Annotated in this window: 20 protein-coding genes, 1 other RNA gene, 2 pseudogenes and 1 riboswitch; of the genes and pseudogenes, 5 read left to right on the forward strand and 18 right to left on the reverse strand. The window is 36.3% G+C overall.

Going from position 1 to position 20,434, the window contains the following annotated elements; all coding sequences use genetic code 11:
• Nucleotides 1-232: 232 nt before the first annotated feature.
• A complete protein-coding gene (locus JFT89_RS06205; RefSeq protein ID WP_201039680.1) occupies nucleotides 233-1,396 on the forward strand; it encodes a DUF418 domain-containing protein in 1,164 nt (387 codons plus the stop codon).
• 15 nt (nucleotides 1,397-1,411) lie between these two features.
• Here JFT89_RS06205 and pbuX read toward each other — a convergent pair whose 3' ends face one another.
• The 13 genes and pseudogenes from pbuX to JFT89_RS06270 form a co-directional block, all read right to left on the reverse strand.
• Nucleotides 1,412-2,734 (reverse strand): xanthine permease PbuX, encoded by a 1,323-nt coding sequence (pbuX, locus tag JFT89_RS06210; RefSeq protein ID WP_002064560.1) that lies wholly within the window; start codon nucleotides 2,732-2,734, stop codon nucleotides 1,412-1,414.
• A gap of 2 nt (nucleotides 2,735-2,736) precedes the next feature.
• On the reverse strand, nucleotides 2,737-3,330 hold the full coding sequence (locus JFT89_RS06215) for a xanthine phosphoribosyltransferase (protein ID WP_002064558.1): 594 nt from the start codon (nucleotides 3,328-3,330) through the stop codon (nucleotides 2,737-2,739).
• Nucleotides 3,331-3,437: 107 nt separating this feature from the next.
• Nucleotides 3,438-3,539: riboswitch (purine riboswitch) on the reverse strand.
• A 116-nt stretch (nucleotides 3,540-3,655) separates the two neighbouring features.
• Nucleotides 3,656-4,402, reverse strand: a complete 747-nt coding sequence (locus JFT89_RS06220; RefSeq protein WP_002064555.1) for a type I methionyl aminopeptidase — start codon at nucleotides 4,400-4,402, stop codon at nucleotides 3,656-3,658.
• 154 nt (nucleotides 4,403-4,556) lie between these two features.
• A pseudogene (locus JFT89_RS06225) lies at nucleotides 4,557-5,031 on the reverse strand (GNAT family N-acetyltransferase).
• Between the two features lie 48 nt (nucleotides 5,032-5,079).
• Nucleotides 5,080-6,597 carry a carboxypeptidase gene (ypwA, locus tag JFT89_RS06230; RefSeq protein WP_002064552.1) on the reverse strand — a complete coding sequence of 506 codons (1,518 nt, stop codon included), beginning with the start codon at nucleotides 6,595-6,597 and terminating at the stop codon, nucleotides 5,080-5,082.
• Between the two features lie 119 nt (nucleotides 6,598-6,716).
• Nucleotides 6,717-8,654 (reverse strand): ATP-dependent DNA helicase, encoded by a 1,938-nt coding sequence (locus JFT89_RS06235; protein WP_002011942.1) that lies wholly within the window; start codon nucleotides 8,652-8,654, stop codon nucleotides 6,717-6,719.
• A gap of 138 nt (nucleotides 8,655-8,792) precedes the next feature.
• Nucleotides 8,793-8,975, reverse strand: coding sequence for a DUF3921 domain-containing protein (locus JFT89_RS06240; RefSeq protein WP_002126488.1), 183 nt, complete (start codon nucleotides 8,973-8,975; stop codon nucleotides 8,793-8,795).
• Nucleotides 8,976-9,036: 61 nt separating this feature from the next.
• Nucleotides 9,037-10,176, reverse strand: coding sequence for a THUMP domain-containing class I SAM-dependent RNA methyltransferase (locus JFT89_RS06245; RefSeq protein ID WP_002011868.1), 1,140 nt, complete (start codon nucleotides 10,174-10,176; stop codon nucleotides 9,037-9,039).
• Between the two features lie 180 nt (nucleotides 10,177-10,356).
• Nucleotides 10,357-10,748, reverse strand: an RNA gene (gene rnpB / locus JFT89_RS06250) — RNase P RNA component class B.
• 87 nt (nucleotides 10,749-10,835) lie between these two features.
• The gene (gene gpsB / locus JFT89_RS06255; protein WP_000622426.1) at nucleotides 10,836-11,171 is read right to left on the reverse strand and encodes a cell division regulator GpsB; all 336 of its coding nucleotides are present in this window, start codon (nucleotides 11,169-11,171) and stop codon (nucleotides 10,836-10,838) included.
• A gap of 97 nt (nucleotides 11,172-11,268) precedes the next feature.
• Nucleotides 11,269-11,823 (reverse strand): SLOG family protein, encoded by a 555-nt coding sequence (locus tag JFT89_RS06260; RefSeq protein ID WP_002030808.1) that lies wholly within the window; start codon nucleotides 11,821-11,823, stop codon nucleotides 11,269-11,271.
• Between the two features lie 56 nt (nucleotides 11,824-11,879).
• A complete protein-coding gene (locus JFT89_RS06265; RefSeq protein ID WP_002011871.1) occupies nucleotides 11,880-12,305 on the reverse strand; it encodes a CotD family spore coat protein in 426 nt (141 codons plus the stop codon).
• Between the two features lie 156 nt (nucleotides 12,306-12,461).
• Nucleotides 12,462-13,124: a YppG family protein gene (locus JFT89_RS06270; RefSeq protein WP_201039682.1), complete on the reverse strand. Its 663-nt coding sequence runs from the start codon at nucleotides 13,122-13,124 to the stop codon at nucleotides 12,462-12,464.
• A gap of 177 nt (nucleotides 13,125-13,301) precedes the next feature.
• Here JFT89_RS06270 and JFT89_RS06275 point away from each other — a divergent pair, with 177 nt between their 5' ends.
• Nucleotides 13,302-13,493 carry a YppF family protein gene (locus JFT89_RS06275; protein ID WP_002030817.1) on the forward strand — a complete coding sequence of 64 codons (192 nt, stop codon included), beginning with the start codon at nucleotides 13,302-13,304 and terminating at the stop codon, nucleotides 13,491-13,493.
• A gap of 25 nt (nucleotides 13,494-13,518) precedes the next feature.
• On the opposite strand, the gene JFT89_RS06280 is transcribed toward JFT89_RS06275, so the two are convergent.
• Nucleotides 13,519-13,863: a YppE family protein gene (locus JFT89_RS06280; protein ID WP_002011864.1), complete on the reverse strand. Its 345-nt coding sequence runs from the start codon at nucleotides 13,861-13,863 to the stop codon at nucleotides 13,519-13,521.
• A gap of 15 nt (nucleotides 13,864-13,878) precedes the next feature.
• The gene (locus tag JFT89_RS06285) at nucleotides 13,879-14,121 is read right to left on the reverse strand and encodes a hypothetical protein (RefSeq protein ID WP_002011865.1); all 243 of its coding nucleotides are present in this window, start codon (nucleotides 14,119-14,121) and stop codon (nucleotides 13,879-13,881) included.
• 118 nt (nucleotides 14,122-14,239) lie between these two features.
• On the opposite strand from JFT89_RS06285, the gene JFT89_RS30605 reads away from it, so the two are divergent.
• The gene (locus tag JFT89_RS30605) at nucleotides 14,240-14,386 is read left to right on the forward strand and encodes a phage portal protein (protein WP_307838604.1); all 147 of its coding nucleotides are present in this window, start codon (nucleotides 14,240-14,242) and stop codon (nucleotides 14,384-14,386) included.
• 342 nt (nucleotides 14,387-14,728) lie between these two features.
• Here the strand turns inward: JFT89_RS30605 and JFT89_RS06290 are convergent, their stop codons facing one another.
• Complete coding sequence (locus JFT89_RS06290; protein WP_002064546.1) at nucleotides 14,729-15,754, reverse strand: DUF2515 domain-containing protein; 1,026 nt, start codon at nucleotides 15,752-15,754, stop codon at nucleotides 14,729-14,731.
• A gap of 103 nt (nucleotides 15,755-15,857) precedes the next feature.
• Between JFT89_RS06290 and recU the strand changes: the two genes are divergently transcribed.
• Both recU and JFT89_RS06300 read left to right on the forward strand, forming a co-directional pair.
• Nucleotides 15,858-16,460, forward strand: coding sequence for a Holliday junction resolvase RecU (gene recU, locus JFT89_RS06295; protein ID WP_002030800.1), 603 nt, complete (start codon nucleotides 15,858-15,860; stop codon nucleotides 16,458-16,460).
• Nucleotides 16,461-16,526: 66 nt separating this feature from the next.
• Nucleotides 16,527-19,226, forward strand: a complete 2,700-nt coding sequence (locus JFT89_RS06300) for a penicillin-binding protein 1A (protein WP_016094448.1) — start codon at nucleotides 16,527-16,529, stop codon at nucleotides 19,224-19,226.
• Nucleotides 19,227-19,268: 42 nt separating this feature from the next.
• Here JFT89_RS06300 and JFT89_RS06305 read toward each other — a convergent pair.
• Both JFT89_RS06305 and nth read right to left on the reverse strand, forming a co-directional pair.
• A pseudogene (locus JFT89_RS06305) lies at nucleotides 19,269-19,769 on the reverse strand (YpoC family protein); the annotation flags it as partial.
• Between the two features lie 3 nt (nucleotides 19,770-19,772).
• Nucleotides 19,773-20,420, reverse strand: coding sequence for an endonuclease III (gene nth, locus JFT89_RS06310; protein ID WP_000933020.1), 648 nt, complete (start codon nucleotides 20,418-20,420; stop codon nucleotides 19,773-19,775).
• Nucleotides 20,421-20,434: the final 14 nt, after the last annotated feature.

The following is a 20,434-nucleotide window of genomic DNA, read 5'->3' on the forward strand; positions in this document are numbered from 1 at the left end:
TTAAAAATTGGAAATAACCTATATACCCTCCCCTTTACATTTTGTATAATAAAGTGAAACTGTAATTAGTGGGGATATTTCCCATCCCCACTAATTATTAGTTGAACCAATCGGGCTTTTACAAGCAGCCCGACTCCCACCTAACTTCCTCGTATTCACTGAATTTTGAGGTGGGAGTCTTACTGCTTGTTAATGCGGGATAAAAGGGAATTACTTAACAAGGAGGAAAATAATGACACAAAATATTTCACAAGGCGAGAGGATACATTCCATCGATATTATTAGAGGAATAGCTGTACTAGGTATTTTTCTTGTTAACTGGCCTGTTATCGCTGGGATCGACTCACGTGATCTTTCAGGAGTTTATGAGGGGCTAAATAGCTATATCCGTCTATTTTACGATATGTTTATTCAAACAAAGTTTTATACTATCTTTTCGTTTTTATTCGGCCTAGGCTTTTACATTTTTATGACTCGTGCTGAAGCGAAAACAGATCGCCCAAAAACTTTATTTGTTCGTCGCTTGCTCATTTTATTATTATTTGGTTTCTTGCATTACGTTCTTTTATGGGACGGAGACATCTTACATAGTTATGCCATCGCTGGATTTTTCTTATTGTTATTTTATAAGAGAGAGCCTCGTACTATTTTAATATGGGCATTAGTTTTACTAAGTATTTTTCAATTTTTCATGCTAATCGCTAGTATAGTGGTTGCCTTAGTACCAAGGGAAGAGTTAGGGTTTTCCTTACCGATCATGCCACTTGAAGACTGGGTGTCACAAATACAAAATCGTTTCCATGCATTTTATTCTGAAGGAATTGGACTAAATGTATTCATGCTCCCAGAAACAGTTGGACTATTTTTACTTGGTTTATACGCCGGCAAAAAAGATATTTTCCGCCGCACGAAAGAGTTGGATCCAAAGCTTAAAAAATGGCAAATCATTATGTTCATTTTGACATTACCAATGTGGTTCTTCATGGTCCGTTACTTCTTATCAAAACCATCTTATGAACCATTTTATATGCAGGCCTTTACAATGTTTAGTGGAAAAACATTATTCATATTCTACATTTTCACGCTCATGCGTTTATTACAAAAAGAAAGATGGCAAACATTATTACGTCCGTTCCAATATGTCGGACGAATGGCGTTAACAAATTACATCACGCATACGATTGTTACGTTACTTGTATTCGGCCTATTTTTCAAAAATTATTATCCCGCTCCATTATGGGTCGGACCACTATTTTGCATCGGCTTTTATACGTTACAAATCTTTATTAGCCGCTGGTGGCTTTCACGTTACCAATATGGGCCACTTGAATACATTTGGCGCCTTGGTACATACGGTAAGATGATACCACTTAAAAAGAAAAGCAAGGTCTCATAATGAGACCTTGCTTTTCTATGCTTCTCTTACTGCACTTTGCATCGGAACTGGCTCTTCTTTTACTTTCACTTTACGATGCGGCACCATATTAAATACGATATTTAAAAGTACTGCTGATGCACTTCCAAGTACAATTCCGTTATCTGTTAAAATACGGATGTTTTCCGGAAGCTGTGAAAATAACGTTGGAACAACTGTAACACCAAGTCCGATTCCGACAGAACATGCAACAATTAATAAATTTTCTTGTTTTCCAAAATCAACACTGCTTAACATTTTAATACCATATGCCATAACCATGCCGAACATTGCTAGCATTGCACCGCCAAGTACTGATTTCGGAATAATTGTTGTAATGGCTGCGATTTTAGGAATAAACCCAAGAGCAATTAACATACCACCACAAGTATAGATAATGACGCGATTTCTTACTCCAGTTAATTGAACAAGTCCTACGTTTTGAGAATATGTTGTGTATGGAAATGCGTTAAAAATACCACCTAGAACCATTGCTAATCCTTCTGCACGATAACCTTTTGTTAATTCTTTTTCACCGATCTTCTTATTACAAATATCAGATAATGCAAAATATACACCTGTTGCTTCTACAATTCCTACGCAAGCAACGAGAATCATCGTAATAATTGGCGTTAATTCAAATGTTGGTGTACCGAAGTAAAACGGCTGAATACCGTGGAACCAATCTGCCTCTCCAACCGCTTGCAAGCTTACTTTCCCCATAAATGCTGCGACGATTGTACCGAACAAAAGACCAAGTAATATAGAGATTGAACGGATAAATCCATCAAAGAAACGATACATAATAATGATAAATAATAAAACACCAAATGCTAACGCTAAATTTTCTAGACTCCCGAAATCTTTACTTCCAACTCCTCCAGCCATATCATTAATAGCTGCTGGAACAAGTGTAACCCCAATAACTGTAACGACAGATCCTGTTACAACAGGAGGAAACAGTTTTACAAGCTTCCCAAATAATTTCGCGAAAATAACAACAAATAATCCCGCAGCAATAATTGCTCCATATATAGAGGACACGCCGTATTGTTTACCAATTGCAATCATCGGTCCAACCGCTGTAAATGTACAACCAAGTACAACCGGAAGCCCAATACCGAAAAAGCGATTTGATAATGCTTGTAAAATCGTTGCTACGCCGCACATTAATAAGTCAATCGATACTAAATACGTTAATTCTTGTTGATTTAAACCAAGTCCCCCGCCGACAATAAGAGGAACAATAATTGCGCCAGCGTACATGGCAAGCATGTGCTGAATACCAAGCGATGCGATTTTAAATGGGTGCTGCTTCATCGTTAGTTCACCTCCGCAGTTTCTTGCTGTACAAATGTAACTGTGCCGTTATCAAGTGATGCAATTTCTGCTAGTGATTCAACACGAACACCCTGTTCACGCAGCTTCTTTCCTCCATCTTGAAATGCTTTTTCAATAACAATGCCAATTCCCGCAATACTTGCCCCGGCTTGCTCTACTAAACTCATTAAACCTAAAGCAGCCTGACCATTTGCTAAAAAGTCATCAATAATTAATACATGATCATTTTCATCAATATGATTTCGAGATAATGAAATCTCGTTCGTTTCTTGTTTTGTAAATGAATATACGTTTGCAACATACATATTATCTTGTAACGTTAACGATTTACGCTTTCTTGCAAAAACTACTTTTACGCCAAGCTCTAAAGCAGCCATAACCGCTGGCGCAATGCCTGAAGATTCAATCGTCACGATTTTTGTAATGTTCTCTTCTTTAAAACGCTTAGTGAATTCTTTTCCGATTTCTTGCATAAGTACTGGATCAATTTGATGATTTAAAAATGCATCTACCTTTAATACATCACCAGATAAAACCTTTCCTTCGTTCAAAATCTTTTCTTGTAATACTTTCATGTTAGTTCCTCCTCTTATGCAAATAAAAAACTCCAAAAGCCGCCACCACTCGTTACAAGTGAGAGACGTGCTTTTGGAGTTTCGCAAAAAAGAATGCTAAACAAGCAAATATATTCGTCCTCACTCATAGTCAAAGTATTTACGGTACTTCGGTAGAAACTTGCAGGCCATATCCCCGCGATTATATGAGTGTAGCTAACTTATTTATTTATAGAAGGATTATAACGCACTTTTTTCACTTTGAAAAGCATTTATCGAAAAAACACGTACGAATTTTACGAAAATACCATTTTCGTTCGAGTTTTTCAAACTTTCACATTTCATATTACAACGTCGTTAATATGATAGGACCATCCTTCGTAATCGCAATTGTATGCTCATACTGTGCAGATAATTTCCCATCCATCGTCCGTGCAGTCCATCCGTTTAAATCTACTTTAGAATATCGCATACCGGCATTTACAATAGGTTCAATTGTAATTACCATTCCTTCTTGTAATTCTGGTCCTTGCCTTGGCTTACCAAAATGAAAAATTGCTGGTTCCTCATGAATTTCTTTACCAATTCCGTGTCCCGTAAAGTCTCTTGCAACAGAAAACCCTTCAGAAGCTACATAACTTTCAATTGCGTATCCAATATCTCCAACATGGTTACCACTTATTGCTTGCTCAATCCCTTTATATAAAGCACTCTCTGCTACTAACAATAACCTTTTTGCTTCATCAGAAATATCTCCAACTATATACGTCCATGCAGAATCCGAGAGCGCACCATTTAAGTTTACTACCATGTCAATTGTCACAATATCTCCTTCCTGTAAAGGTACATCACTAGGGAAACCGTGACAAATTTCATCGTTTACAGATGCACATATCGCATATGGATACCCGTTGTAACCTTTCTGTTCAGATGTTGCACCATGCTTTTCTAAATACGCTTCAACAAACGTATCAATTTCTTGTGTCGTTATTCCTGGTTTCATCATTTTTGCAATTTCTCTATGACAAGAAGCTAGTAACTTCCCAGATTCATGCATCAAATCTATTTCATTTTTCGTTTTAATTGTAATCATACTACCTCTCCTTACTAAACTTGCTATTTGCTACTAAACTTCAATCATACACATCCTCTTCCAAAATTTCAAAACTTCTAATTACAACAAGTACAAAAACAAACATCATTTATTTCTACATCAAAATAAAAAAACAGAAGTTCTCCTCTGTTTTTTAATCATTTTTACATATATAATTCATTTTCAAAAACTCAAAACAACTACCATTTGTTTTCTGTATAAACGTTCCAACAGCTTCGAATCCTGCTCTTTTATACACTTTAATCGCTCTTTCATTAAATGTCGCTACTGATAGTGTTATATAATTGCATCCGTATTTTTCTTTACTAAAAGCTAGTCCAGCTTTTACGAACTGTAAGACCAAATCCATTCCCAGTTATATCAGGTCTCATTCCAAGACCTATATCAACCGTTTGATTATTTATGTTACTAAAACTAAAGAAACCAAAGAGAGTACCATTTTCCTTCACAGAAAATGTATGATTCCCTCTACTCTCATCCTCTAAAAACTCAGCTAAATCTTCTTCATCTGCCTCTATATCATAAAAGGAATACTCCCCTTCATAATGCCAGTTATATGCAATTTCTTCTGCTTCCGCTTGTGACATTACTGTAAACATATAGCCCATTTCTCTCACTCCCTCATAAAAAAAAGCTGCAATTAAGCAGCTCCTGTTTTATAACTCATAAATCTCTTTATATTTAGCTTCTAAATAATCAGCTAAGTAGTTTGCATTTAAACCTTCACCTGTCACATCTTTTAAAATTTCAAGTGGTTTTTTCGTTTTGCCATATTGGTGAATATTCTCTGTTAACCATTCACGAATTGGTGTCACGATTCCTTCTTCTAATAATGCATCAAAGTTTGGAATATCCTTTAGCATCCTATGTTTAAATTGCGCTGCATACATATAACCAAGCGCATAAGATGGGAAGTATCCAAATGAACCACCAGCCCAGTGAACATCTTGCAATACACCTTGTGCATCGTTTTCCGGACGAATTCCTAAATATGCTTCCATCTTATCATTCCAAGCCGCTGGCAAATCCTTCACTTGTAATGTACCATCAAATAATTCTTTCTCAAGTTCATAACGAACCATGACGTGAAGCGGATATGTAAGCTCATCTGCTTCTATACGAATAAACGATGGCTTCGATTCGTTAATCGCATCATAAAACTCATCTACTGATATATCATTGAATTGACCATCGCTATACTCTTTTAATAAATCATAATTTTTCTTCCAGAATGATTTATTACGACCGATAAAGTTCTCAAAGAATAATGATTGTGACTCATGAATACCCATAGAAGTTCCACTACATAGCGGTGTACCTTCAAATTCCTCTGCAATATTTTGTTCATATACAGCATGACCACATTCATGAATCGTGCCGAAAACAGCCATACGGAAGTCTTTCTCATCGTAACGAGTCGTAATACGAACATCCCCTCTATTTAATGTAATTTCAAAAGGATGTACCGTTTCATCAAGACGACCCGCTTCAAAGTTATAGTTCAATTGTTTTAATAACTCTAAAGTAAAATTCTTTTGTTTTTCTTTTGAAAAATGTTCAGCTAAAGCATTTGTTTTTAATTCTTTTTTAGACTCAGAAATTTCTTTCACAAGCGGAACGATACGTTCACGTAGTTGACCAAATACATGATCTAACACTTCTACTGTGATTCCCGGCTCATACATGTCTAATAGCGTGTTATACTTGTACGTTTCGTAACCCCAATATGTAATAAACTTCTTTTTGAATTCAACAATTTTTTCTAAATACGGACGGAACATTTCGAAGTCAGATTTTTCGCGAGCTTCTTCCCATACACTTTCCGCTTTCGCTTCTAATTTCACATACGCTTCATATTCCGCTTGTGGAATTTTCTTATTTCTATCATATTCTTTACGACACTCTTCAACCATTTTCTTTGTCGTTTCAGAAAGTTTATTTTCAACAATTAAAGATTCTAGTTCAGTTAAATAGTTCCCCATCTCATCTGAAGTCGACATCGCAAACACTTCGGATGAAAGCATTCCAATTACTTCTGAACGCTGGTCTACTCCTTGCTTTGGTGCACCTGTTCTTAAATCCCAAAACATTAAGCTTAATGCCTCTCCGTAATTCTCTATCTTCTTCACATATGTTAAAAATTGTTTTTCCACTTCATATATAGCAACTGTCATAGTATAAAAAAACCTCCTTTTTCTACCTCAAACTTATTTCGACACTGAAACATAAATTCCTTTTCTAATAGAAAAAAAGCTTGGCAAATGCCAAACTTTTCCCTACAACATTTTTTCGCTTAAAGTACTTTTCCTTCTACCGGAAGTACTTTCTTCACTGCTTCTATCACTTTTTCATCTTCATTATCTGATAAGAATAATGATATAGCACCTTTATCTTCACTTGTACGAATTAAACGTCCAATTCCTTGGCGAAGACGTAAAATCATATAAGGCACATCTACGTCCCAGAATGGATCATTCACATGTTTACGCTTCGCCTCAAACACAGGATCGTTTGGAGGGAATGGTAATGACCAAATAATAACATGTGATAATGATGAACCTGGAATGTCTAAACCTTCCCATAAATGAACGGCACAAAGTACAGTCTCTTCTTCATTTTGGAAACGAGAAACGAGCTGACTAATTTCTTGATCTCCTTCATATAGGAACGGAACTGACATTTGCTCTTTACTTACATATTCTTTAAACGCTGCAAGTTCTTGCGTTGTACGGAATAATACGAGTGTACGTCCATTTGTTTTTTGTATATTTTCAAGTGTATATTGACACTTTCTTTCCCATTCATTTTCTTTCGTATACGGAAGTAAATTTACTGTCATTTGCTCTTCATAATCAAACGGCGAAGCAACTGAGAATGATAAGTAATCTTTTACCCCTAGACTATTTGCAGTAAATGCGAACGAATCATTGTCAGATAATGTCGCAGAAGAGAAAATATATGGAATCTTCTTCGAGAATACTTTTTCTTGTAACACTTCTTCAACTGCACGCGGCATAATAACTAACGTGAAAGCACCATCGCCTTCTTCACCCCACGTAATTACATTTTTCTCGTGCATGAAAAGACGAAGTGAATGCTCTAACACATCTAAATGCTCATCAACAATATTTAAATCGTATGTGTTTACTGTATGCATTTCACTTTCAAATACTAATGCATCACCGACTTCACCGATTTTCGCATAAAGTCTTTTCGCTTCTGCAGTTACCTTTTCTGTCACAGTAATTTCTAAACGATCAGAACCTTCAATTTCCTTTTTATTCTCTTGTAGTACCCCAAAGAATTGTTCAGTTTGCCAAATTGTTTCTTCTACTAAATGTGCGAACTCTTCACGAATATCATTTTGTAATAATCTCGTTAAAAGTTGCTCCATCATCGTTTGTTTTAAACGGTACGTTAAAGCTTTTTGAGCTGCATATTCTACAAGATGCCCTTCATCGAATACAACGCAGCTACTTTCTGGTAATAACGGAATTTGTCCTTCACGTTTGCGAGCTTCGTACGTCCAAATATGATCCATATAGAAATCTTGAGAACAAATGATTAAATCTGCCGCTTTACGATAATGCTCGCGCGAAAGAGTTTGACCACAACGATGACGAGAATCACAAGTGAAGCAATCTTGGAAGTAATCCCAGTTTACCTTTGACCATTCCTCGTCATTTAACAGTGGAAATTCTTTTCGATCACCATAGTGAGTAAAGTTCTGCATCGTACCATGATCGAATACGAACTGAGGTAATTCGTAATATACATCTTCAATTACTTCTGGAGCTCGTCCACTCATAACATCTTCAAGTTTACGTAAACATAAATAATTATCCATTGACTTCGCAAGTCTAACATCAACAGATAGCCCTAATGCTTCAGATAACTTAGCAATGTCTCCTTCTTCTTTCACAAGCTGCTCAATTAACGTTTCATCTGCACAAGCGATAATAGCCGGCTTCCCTGTATAACGTGCATAACAAATTGCATATAGAAGATATACAATTGTTTTCCCTGTTCCTACACCTGCTTCTGCAAACATAACTTTCTTCTCTTGGAAAGCGCGCTCTAACTGAAACGCCATAAAAATCTGTTCATCACGCTCTTCAAAACCTTTTTCCGGAAGAATGTCGTAAAACACATCTCCAATCCACTCATTCAACTTATCATAAAAATTATCTTGTTTTCCTACTTCAAATGGTAACCTATTCTCAGTAAACATCCTTAGCCTCCAACCAAACAGTTTTTCTATAAAAAGATATAGCAACTGCTACTCACATGCGCGCAGCCACTTTCCCCTGTTACAATACATAGAAATACACGAAAAAAAATTTTCCTTTCGAAAAAGGAAAATTTTTTTCTATATTAATGACCTTAAATAACGTTTATCAATCGCTGTTTCATGTGAAAGAGCTGACAAATATTCTTCCTGCGCTTTTTGTATTCCATCTACAATTGCACCTTGACTATCCACTTCTTTTCCGAGCTCATCATACGTACGGTGAATAGCTTTTTGAATCATCGATAATTGGAAACTATCCATATCACTTCCTCCTTTACGCATTACATAATAGCCAGTATATGCGTGCTGGAGGAGTTTTATACTATGAATTACGCGGTGGACGCTTTCCGAAGTATTGATAGTAATCTGTACGGATAAATCCGTTAAACAGTTTACGCTTTTTCGATGCATCTTTCCCATAACATTTCTCAAATGCTTCATAACTTGTTAATAAATACATTGACCACGTATCTAATGGGCGGAATACCTCTCCCATTTCTTTATATAATTTTTCAACAAGCGCTCTTTCACTTAAACGTTCTCCGTATGGAGGATTCGTTACAACATAGCCATATTCCTCTTTTGTCGTGAAATCTTTTACTTGCATTTGTTTAAATGATATAAGATCCCCTAATCCAACTTCTTCTGCGTTATCTTGGGCAACTCTTATCATACGGTGATCGATATCTGATCCAATGATTTGCAATGGTTGATTATAATTAGCTAAATCTTCAGCTTCTTGACGAGCTTCGCGCCAATTTTGTTTACCAACCCAGCCCCATTCATCCGATGCAAAGCCTCGGTTAAATCCTGGTGCGATATTTTGTCCAATTAATGCAGCTTCAATTGGAATTGTACCAGATCCACAGAAAGGATCAACGAAAGGACGATCCGCCTTCCAGTTTGTTAACTTAATTAAAGACGCAGCTAATGTTTCTTTTAAAGGCGCTTCACCTTGCTCAAGACGGTATCCACGTTTATGAAGACCTACACCACTCGCATCGATTGTTAACGTCGCAATATCCTTGAGCATTGCAATTTCAATACGGAATAACGGTCCATCTTCTTCAAACCAAGTTGTGCGTCTATACGTTGTTTTTAATTTCTCAACAACAGCCTTTTTAACGATACGTTGGCAGTCTGAAACGCTAAATAATGTTGATTTCAAAGATTTCCCAATAACAGGAAATTCTCCGTTCTCTGGAATATAATCTCCCCAGTTTAACGCTTTTGTTTTTTCAAATAACTCATCGAATGTTGTTGCTTTAAATTCGCCGACTTTAATTTTCACACGGTCTGCAGTACGTAACCATAAATTCGTACGACAAATCGCTTTTTCATCCGCTTCAAACGTTACCTTTCCGTTTTCCACTTCACATTCATAACCAAGATCGCGAACTTCTCGGGCAACTAACGCTTCAATACCCATTGCCGCTGTTGCAATTAAAGTAACTTTTCCCATTTGCATTCACCTCTTATGTATAATCAAACAATAATTAATAACATGTTGTCCTATTAATTATCACATATTACGAAGAATATTCTCACTTACCATTTTAACTCACAACTTATAACTTCATACAAATAAAAAGCCCTCCTCTAACAAAGGAGAGCTGAGTTATTTCATAGTTGGTTCATAACGTTCTGTAAGCCATGTTCTGTTCCTTTGTACTGCAAACGGCCCACGCCTCGTACTCCGGTGGTAATCATCTATCTACAGGTTACGAAAACCTGTCCTTTTCCGTCGTTCATTTCCTTGGAAAAGATTCCCCTACCATTATTTGGGTTTCTCGCTCGTGGGGTTTACCTCGTTCCACTCCTATCATTTCTTCAAGGACTTCGTCACTGTGGCACTTTAAAGGTAGTCAAACCATATCCGAAAGGACTTAGGTTTTTTCCCTGCCGTTAAACCAGCCTTGCAGCCAGAATACCCTAGCTTATGACTTGGCTAGGCACGAACACTACAGCCATCTCAGGCCGTGCGAGCATGGACTTTCCTCTACAACGTTGGCGTTGCAGCGATTACCCAAACGTTATGACAAACATTAGTATAGTGGAAACAAAAAGATTTTGCAATGTTTTTTTCTATGTAAAATGCTTTAACCTTTTTGTTACCTTAATTTATTCGTATAACTTACTTCCAAATACAGCTTTTTCTAAATTAGATAGACGTTTTAAAATATCCGTATTCGTATTGTTATACACTGGTTGTGCAACTGGTGTTTGTACCGGTTGTTGCGGAACTTGTGTTGCCGCTACTTTTTGTTCTTCTAACTCACGTTTCAAACGAGCATTTTGTTGTTTTAATTGATCAAATTCCTTATGAAAGGCTTCATAATCTTTAATAATCATATCAAGAAACTTATCTACTTCTTCTTGTTGATAACCTCTCATACCTGTTTTAAATTCTTTTTCTAAAATATCTTTCGCTGTTAATTTAATTTTATCCGAAATCATTTTCTTCACCTCAAATTTTTGCCAAAGCTTTCATTAACTAAATTTTTTCAGAAACAACGCCTTTTGTCAATCAAATATACGAGTACTATATTACATATTACTCTGCATTATTCCACTGTTCCTCTTCCATTATATCTTGTAAATCAGAAAAAAGAATGAAATAACTGTGATAATTTTCTATTTCTCCTTTTTTCTTAGCTGCTTCTACAATATATTTAGGGCTCCCAGACTTTTCTTCATCATATACAGCTAAAAGTGCATCGCTTTTTTCAATAAAAAATTGATTCTTTAATTTAAATTGCTCTGGGCTTTCGTACTTCCGTTTCGTAATACTATCAATATGATCTGCTTGTGAAAGAATAAATTCGTAATATTCACGGTTATCTTCCTTCCAATTTTCCTCTTGTTCTAAAAAAGGAGTAAATACAGCTAATTTTAAATTTGGATATTCTACTTGAATTTCAAAAACAACTTCAGCAGCCCATAGCTCTACTCCTAACTGACCACTTATAATAACCCACTCCAAACCTTCTTCTACAAAAACAGTTAATTTACGACGCAGCGCCTTTTTTATACACTCTACTCCTGGATGATCATTTTTAAATATTCCAAGTTCAAACGGCTTATATCCTGTTACAGCAACAACCTTCATATCAACACTCCAATTACAAAAAAAGAACTAGCATTTCGCTAGTTCTAACATATCATTTACTTTTTAAACATTCCACCAACGTTTGGTCCGATATTTGGTCCAAATGGTGATACATTCGGTCCTGGTCCAAATGGTGATACGTTCGGTCCTGGTCCAAATGGTGATACATTCGGTCCTGGTCCAAATGGTGATATTTGATGCCCATGGTGATGATGGCCATGACCGCATGGTCCACATCCTCCGCCGAATCCTGGATCACCAGGATCTACAACGTTTACGTTCGAGTTTGTTTGTGGGAAGAAGCTTTGATTTTTAATTTGTTGATGATGAACATGCGTTGTATGAGTTGGAAAAATGTGTGGCACCACCGTTGTTGAAAAAGAATGTGTTACGCATTGTTTCGTTGGGTGAATGACAGGAGCTGTCGTACAAATAGGTCCTACAGGCTTATGCCCTCCAAAGCAAGGATGACAATGATGCATAGTTTTTTCTCTCCTCTCTCATTAAAAAAATCTGACTACACTTTACAATATGAGCGAGGGGGTAAAGCCGCTTGTTATATATACCCATTTATTTCATGGAAATTTGTCTAGTATCCAATTTCATACGTAATACTTATTATAGACAACCCCCTACTATTATTTACCAAAAAAGCCCCCGACTTGCTTAACAATCCCTGTTACTTGATTCATCGCGTTCATCATTTGTCCAGCCGTGTTCATCATTTTATTTACATCGTAGTTACCATCTGATGATTTAAATTGTGAAACAAAACTAGAAAACTGACTTGGTTGCTGTTGCTGTTGCTTTTGTTTATTCATCGTTGGATATGGTTGTTTTGGTGGATAAAACATAGCTTGTTGATTTACATATTGAGCTGGCGACATGTAGTTTTGTGAATTCATATACGCTTGCTGTGGTTGATTCGTATACATTTGCTGCGGCTGATTCATATGCGCTTGTTGCGACTGATTCATGTGCGGTTGTTGCGGTTGATTCATATGCGCTTGTTGCGACTGATTCATGTGCGGTTGTTGCGGTTGATTCATATGCGCTTGCTGCGGTTGATTCGTATATGCTTGTTGCGGTTGATTCATATGCACTTGCTGTGGTTGATTCGTATATGCTTGCTGCGGTTGATTCCCAAACGACACTTCAAATGGTTGATAATAATTTTGGTTTCCATAATGAGGCTCGAAAGGATACATATTATATCGTAAATATGTATCCTCATTATATTGGTACATATTTTGCTGTGCATATGGATTTGCTTGCTGATATACATTAGGTTGTTGAAACATGCATTCTCTCCTCCTTCGCATAAGTTTCTACATATAGAATATGTACCTATAAAATAAAATGTGTGACGGAGTATCTGTCTGTTTTTGTCGGAAGTTTAAATTTTTAAAAAAATTAGAAAGTAAACCCTTCCATGCTATGATAATAAGGAAGAAGATTCTCATGGGGGAGGAATCAACATGGTGTTAGGGGATTTAAAACAAGCGTTTTCTCAAAAAAAGGGGTATTACACAGAAAATTCGAATGAACTGTTAGACTTTGCAAGACATTGTTATCTTGAAGGAAAAGTATGCATATCAGATTACCGAACATTAATACGAGAGTTAGAAATAAACGGTGCAACAAAACCTACAACAGTGACAGAGGCATAAAAAAACAAGAGGGTTTTCCCTCTTGTTATTTACATTGATCTACGATATTTTGCAAAGTATACGAAATAGCTTGATGAGTTTCAAAGAAACGTTTGCCTTTTCCCTTATTAACAAAACATTGTAGCACATTAGTTTGTAAATTATCATACACTTGATCAATTTGTTGTACATGTATATACTTAGGTCGTTCTTCCTTTATCCACCTATAAGCTAATTCTTTCCACATCTCTAACTCCGCATCTACAATATCAACAAATGGCTTCATATCCTTATAAAAATCATATTCAGCCATCTCTCTTTTTTTCACATTCGCTTCATCATTATACTGCATTAACTTCTCCGAAGACTGGATTAATGCTTCATGTCCCATTTTGTTCCCACCTTATTATGCACTCACTACGACGTTTTGAAATGTCTTTACCCAGCTCCCTTTTTCTTCGTGATGCACTAATTTATTTTCCATATGTTCTATATGCATTTCTGTTATTTCTATCTTATTGCATATTTTTTCACCTTTATCCTTCAATGCATGATTCATTCTAATCCCAATCTTCATTTCCAGCAAATCGAGAGAACTTAACATTTGATCCATTTTTTTCATAACATCTTCCTTCTGAACCATCGCCATATTTAAAACGCCCCCTTCTTTGCCTTTCCTTTGTCATGTAATTTCGCCGATTGATTAATTACTCCTTCTCACATGACAAAACTAGTTGATATTCGTCAAAGAAATCATTTAGTATGCCATTATTAGAAATGGTAACAATACAAAAAGGAGGTGTATTACGATGGCAAAAAATAAAAACGAAAAAAAGAAAAAGCAAAACAAACAACAAAACCAACCTGAGACTGGTAATCCAAAGCTTGATGGTCCAAATTTCCCCGCTACATAAAGTGAAACTTTAATCAGGGGGTTTTGTTCATCTCCCACTGATTATCAACCCGCACCAATCGGGTGTTTACGGACAGCAGGGCTTCCACCTACCTTCTTTGCTCCAGCCAAATTTTGAGGTGGGAGTTTTACTGTCCGCAAATAGCGGGATAAAATGACACTTTAACCAAAGTGGCTTTTACAAACAACTATTTTCTAGTCTATCTTACCTCTTCGCTTTCGATAAATGTTGAAGTTAAAGTCGTACTGCCGACAAATAACCGATTAGAAAGTAACTTGTTGTAGAGCTTATTACTTTTAATAAAGAAGTCCCGCCTTCATTTAAGAAGGCGGGACTTCTTTATTATATCATGAACTCATCTATTCTTTTAACAAAACTACTTAATATAGAAAGAGTATGTATTTGCTCCCTCTTCTTTCTATACCATTCTGTTATATTAATTTCTCCCTTAGGTTTTTCAAGTAAAAATAATGAATCTATTTCCAACCCTTCACTAAACCAATCTTTTTCAATTAATTTTTCATGAGTGACAATAGAATACACATCCCGAAGAGCCGGCGTACATGATTTTCTAATTCCCCTTATATTACATTCATAATCCATCCTTGATCCTGTATGCCTAGTTTGCACTGCAAATTTATAAAAAGAAGCCTTATACTTTGAATGAAATAATAACCAAGCTAATTGCTTTCCCAGTTCTATACGTTTTTGCAACGTTTCAAATTGATAAACTGAAAATCCATACATTCCCCCTTCCACCATTGGAAAAATAACTGCACTAACGTGAAATATTTCTTGAAATTTGAATAGTGCAGTATCAAATACATGTTTTTGAAAGTATGCATTCTCAATTACTGGTTTTTGAATTTTATTTTGTTCATTAATAATAAGTGCCGTCATAAGCCTATTTATATCTTTTTTCTCCCAAAACGCGACCCATTCTTTTTCCATAAAAATTGATATGTTGAAAAATTGTAACAAATGAAAGAGCGGCGCACATCTCTTTTTACTTTCCTCATACAGTAATAGTTGAGGAAATGCATCTAAAAAAATGAGCCAATTGGCTTTCTCATACAAATGAAATAATCGTCTCTTAACTGTTTGAGATAAAAGATTAGAATAATATTCTCCTTCTAAATCTGTCATGTTCCATCCCCCATTCCTTGAAACCATGCTTGCTAAAAAAGACCATCTAATTTCTCTATTTCTCAAATAATACTCTTGGTAAGATTGTGTACGTGAAATATTATCTACGTTAGCTACATCCGTGCTCTCCTTAATGTTAAGAACTATAGCTTTTTCCTCTTCTGTACAAAAAATACCATTACGGGTCTGTTTAATTTTTTCGTAATCATTCCATCGAAACATGAGTAAGTCACCATACCTTTCTTGAAAAAGGTCACATCTTTTTTCATTTTTTGATATAATCACCTTTGTAAGTAAATCTTATCAAGTTGGGAGTGGACAAAATATGACCATTCGTTACCCAAATGGAAAAAGGTACGATCAAGCTTCACAACCTCATAAAACACCAATAAAAAAACATACTTACAGTAATAGAGGTATGTCCCTTGAAGAGGAATTGAATGACACCAATCAATATTACTTAACCCATAATATTGCATGCGTACATAAAAAACCTACACCTCTTCAAATTGTAAAAGTAGATTACCCCGCTCGAAGTGCTGCAGTGGTAAAAGAAGCGTATTTCAAACAACCTTCTACAACAGATTACAACGGTGTATACAAAGGGAAATACATCGATTTTGAAGCGAAAGAAACTAAAAATAAAACCAGTTTTCCACTTCAAAACTTCCACCTTCATCAAATTGAACATATGAAGCAAGTAGTCGCTCATAATGGAATTGCATTTGTTATTATTAAATTTACACTTTTTGATGAATTTTATTTATTAGATGCAAAACATATTATTGCATTTTGGAATCGTCAAAATACTGGTGGACGTAAATCGATTACAAAACAAGAAATAGAAGAGCATGGGTCTTTATTATCATGCGGTTATCACCCTCGAATTGATTATATCCGCGTACTAGACACGGTTTATTTTTCGTGATAGAGTCATCACTAAGGCTCTTTTTTCGACTTTTGGGGGAGAGAATGAAAGGTAGGAGAAAGTATAATGTCAGATAATTATCGTTCTCGTACAGAACGAAATCATGTAAAAAATCAAACGAAAGAAACAAATAATAAAGAAGAAAAACCAAAGAAAAAAGGTTCCTTTTTCAAGAGATTTCTTATAGGTTGTCTACTTCTTGGTATCGTCGGTCTCGTAGCTGGCGTTTCGGCCTTCTTTGTTATGGTAAAGGACGCTCCAAAACTAGACAAATCAAAGCTAGTCAATCCTTTATCAACAAAATTCCTTGATAAAAACGGGAATTTCTTCTATGAATACGGTGCTGAAAAACGAACCCATGTTACATACGATCAAATTCCAAAAGTAATTGAAAGTGCATTCCTTGCGACTGAGGATGCTCGTTTCTACGATCATAATGGAATTGATTTTAGACGTACTGGAATGGCAGTCATGGAAAATGTCACTGGTGGTTTTGGATCACAAGGTGGTAGTACGATTACACAGCAAGTAGTTAAAAACTATTTTCTAACGATGGACAAAACTGCAAAAAGAAAAGTGCAGGAATGGTACTTATCTTATAAGTTAGAGCAACAGTACTCAAAACATGAAATTTTAGAAATGTACTTAAATAAGATTAACCTCGGTAATCGCTCTTACGGTATTTCAACAGCAGCAAAAAAATATTACGGCAAAGATTTAAAAGACATACAACTACACGAAGCTGCAATGCTCGCCGGTTTACCCCAAGGTCCTAACATTTATGACCCAACAAAAGAAGATAACGTTGAGCGAGCAACGAAACGTCGTAATATCGTATTAACATTAATGAACCGACACGGGTATATAACGAAACAAGAAATGAATGACGCAATGCAAATCTCTGTAACACAAGGACTTCTTCCATCTTCAGAAGTGACTGAAATGAAGTATCAAGCATTTATAGATGCTGCTGTAAAGGAAGTTGAAAAAGAATACCCTGATGTAAATATCGGTTCAGATGGTTTAACAATTCATACAACACTTGATCAAGATGCTCAAGATTACGCTGAGAAAATTATGGATGGCAATCTCATTAAGTATCCAAACGATCAGTTCCAAGGATCATTTGTATTTATGGATACACAGTCTGGAGAAGTTCGAGCAATAGGTGCTGGGCGTAAAGAAAGTAAGTCTACTTTCAAAGGTCATAATATGGCTGTTGATTTAAAACGCCAAGTTGGTTCAACAATGAAACCAATTTTCGACTATGGTCCAGCAATTGAGAATCTTCAATGGTCTACTTATCATCAATTAAATGACTCTGAATATACTTACTCTGATGGCACAAAGATTAAAAATGCTACAGGTAATTTTAAAGGTGACGTTTCACTTCGTGAAGCATTGAAGAAGTCATTAAACATCCCGGCTTTAAAAACAGCTCAAGCAGTCGGTATTCCTAAGGCACAAGAGTTTGCTGAAGGTTTAGGAATGACGTTTAAAGATGGGAAAGCATATGAATCTACTGCAATCGGTAGTAATGAAGGCTCTCCGTTAGATGTCGCTGGAGCTTATGCAGCATTTGGAAATGACGGTGTATACAATAAACCTCATTTCGTTAAAGAAGTTATTTTCCCAGATGGAAAAAAGAAAAGCTTTAAACCGAAAGAACAGCGTGCAATGCACGACTATACAGCTTACATGGTTACTGACGTTCTTCGTGACGTAGTAAAACCTGGTTCTGGCGGTACAGGGCCAACAGCATATGTTTCTGGATTCGACGTTGCTGGTAAAACAGGAACACAAAACTTTGATAAATCTGTTATTAAAAAATACGGTATTCCAGCAGATGCCAACAGAGATAGTTGGTTCGCAGGATATACACCACAATATACAATGGCTGTATGGACTGGTTATGAAAAAGATAGCCCAGAAAATTACATTGGAGATCGTTCTACTAGAATTGCTCAGCAAATGTTCCAAGCAATGATGAGCAAATTTGCTACGGATAAATCTCGTTTCGAGCGCCCTTCTTCTGTACAAGAATTAAATGGAGAACTGTACATTAAAGGTGCGAAAAAAGATGCAGTTAAAGAAATTAAAGTAGATCCACCTAGTGGCCTTAATGTCGCTTTCGATGGCGCTAGCACAGTGACACTGAACTGGTCTGGACCATCATCAGATGTTGATGCATACGCAGCAAGCTATAAAGCTACTGACGGTTCTAGTGGTAGCTTGTCAGTAAGCGGTACGACAGCTACTCTTGGTGGTATTAAACCAGGTGTTACTTACAGCTTCTCTGTAGTAGCGAAAAAGGGCACTGGAACAAGTCCTGCAATTGGTGCATCCTTCACTGCGCCTGGCGGAACTCCAGATGCGAAAAAAGCTGACGAAGAAGCTAAGAAAAAAGCTGACGAAGAAGCCCTGAAAAAGACCAATGAAGATAAACTAAAACAAGAAGAAGCTAAGAAAAAAGCTGATGAAGATCAGCGTAAACAGCAAGAACAGCAACAAGAACAACAACGTAAACAACAAGAACAACAGCAGCAAGAACAACAACGTAAACAGCAAGAAGAAGCCCAAAAGAAAGCCGCTGACGAAGAGGCTAAGAAGAAAGCTGACGAAGAAGCTAAGAGAAAAGCCGACGAAGAAGCTAAGAGAAAAGCTGACGAAGAAGCTAGAAAAAAAGCTGAAGAGCAACAACAGCAACAAAATACCGGAGGAGATACACCTCACGCGGACGGAAATGTTGTTACAACAGAGTCTTAATAAACAAAAAAGAAGTCGATTTCTCTTAATGAGAAATCGACTTCTTTTTGTTATCATTTTCTTTACATATAGCTTTTCTATTTCGATATACAACTGTACTAATTGAATATACGAATGGTAATTACTCGGTTTCTTTATAATAAATGAATATCGCTCCATAAAATTAACAGGTTGTACTTCCAATTTATTCGTATTTACTTGCATCTCATTCAAACTATGAACAGGCTGCTCATTTAACCAATATATAACCGATAGAAAGTGCGCTGCAAAAAGAATCATCGGACCCTCAGCTTCTTGTTTTTTTCTGTTCCGAAATAGTATAGCAATTTCTTCATGCTTGCTTTTCCATATATTTAACACCGCTGGAATACTTGTTTCAATTTCATTCCATGGCTCATATTTTCTTTCAATATCAAATATAAAGTAAGTATTTTGTATTATCTCTTCAAAAGATTGGTCTGTGTGATACGTAATCGAATTTGCACTCTCTTTAAAAAATGGTACGCACCGAAACTCTTTCGGTATTTCTATAACTCGCTCCATCCTTTATTTCCCCTTCATTCGTTTCTTTCCTTCGCGACATATTTCTAGTAATCGACACTCTTCACATTGTGGTCGCTGCGCCTTACAGTAATAACGTCCGAAGAAAATCATACGGTGGTGTGTAACTCCCCACTCATCCATTGGAATTTTCTTCATCAATGTCTTTTCCACTTCTAACACAGAATCTTTCCATCTACAAATTGCTAACCGTTTACTCACTCTCTCTACATGCGTATCAACAGCAATCGCTGGAATCCCAAATGCTACCGAAACAACTACATTCGCTGTCTTTCTCCCTACTCCTGGTAATTTCGTCAGCTCATCACGGTCTTCTGGAACTTTCCCGTTATAATCATCTAGTAACATCCGGCACAATTTTTGAATATTTTTCGCCTTATTTCTAAACAATCCAATGGAACGTATATCTTGTTGTAATTCTTCTAAAGACACACTTAAATAATCTTCTGGTGTTTTATATTTTTGAAATAAGTTTTTCGTCACTTTATTCACAAGTGCATCTGTACATTGCGCAGATAATGCCACTGCGATTACAAGTTCAAATGGATTATCATGAATTAATTCACAATGCGCTTCTGGATACATATCCGCCATTGTATCTAAACAATAACGAATTTGCGTTTTGTTCAACATATCTTTCCTCCTAC

Origin of the sequence: Bacillus sp. TH25 (genome assembly GCF_016650935.1) — a bacterium.
GTDB lineage: Bacteria > Bacillota > Bacilli > Bacillales > Bacillaceae_G > Bacillus_A > Bacillus_A mycoides.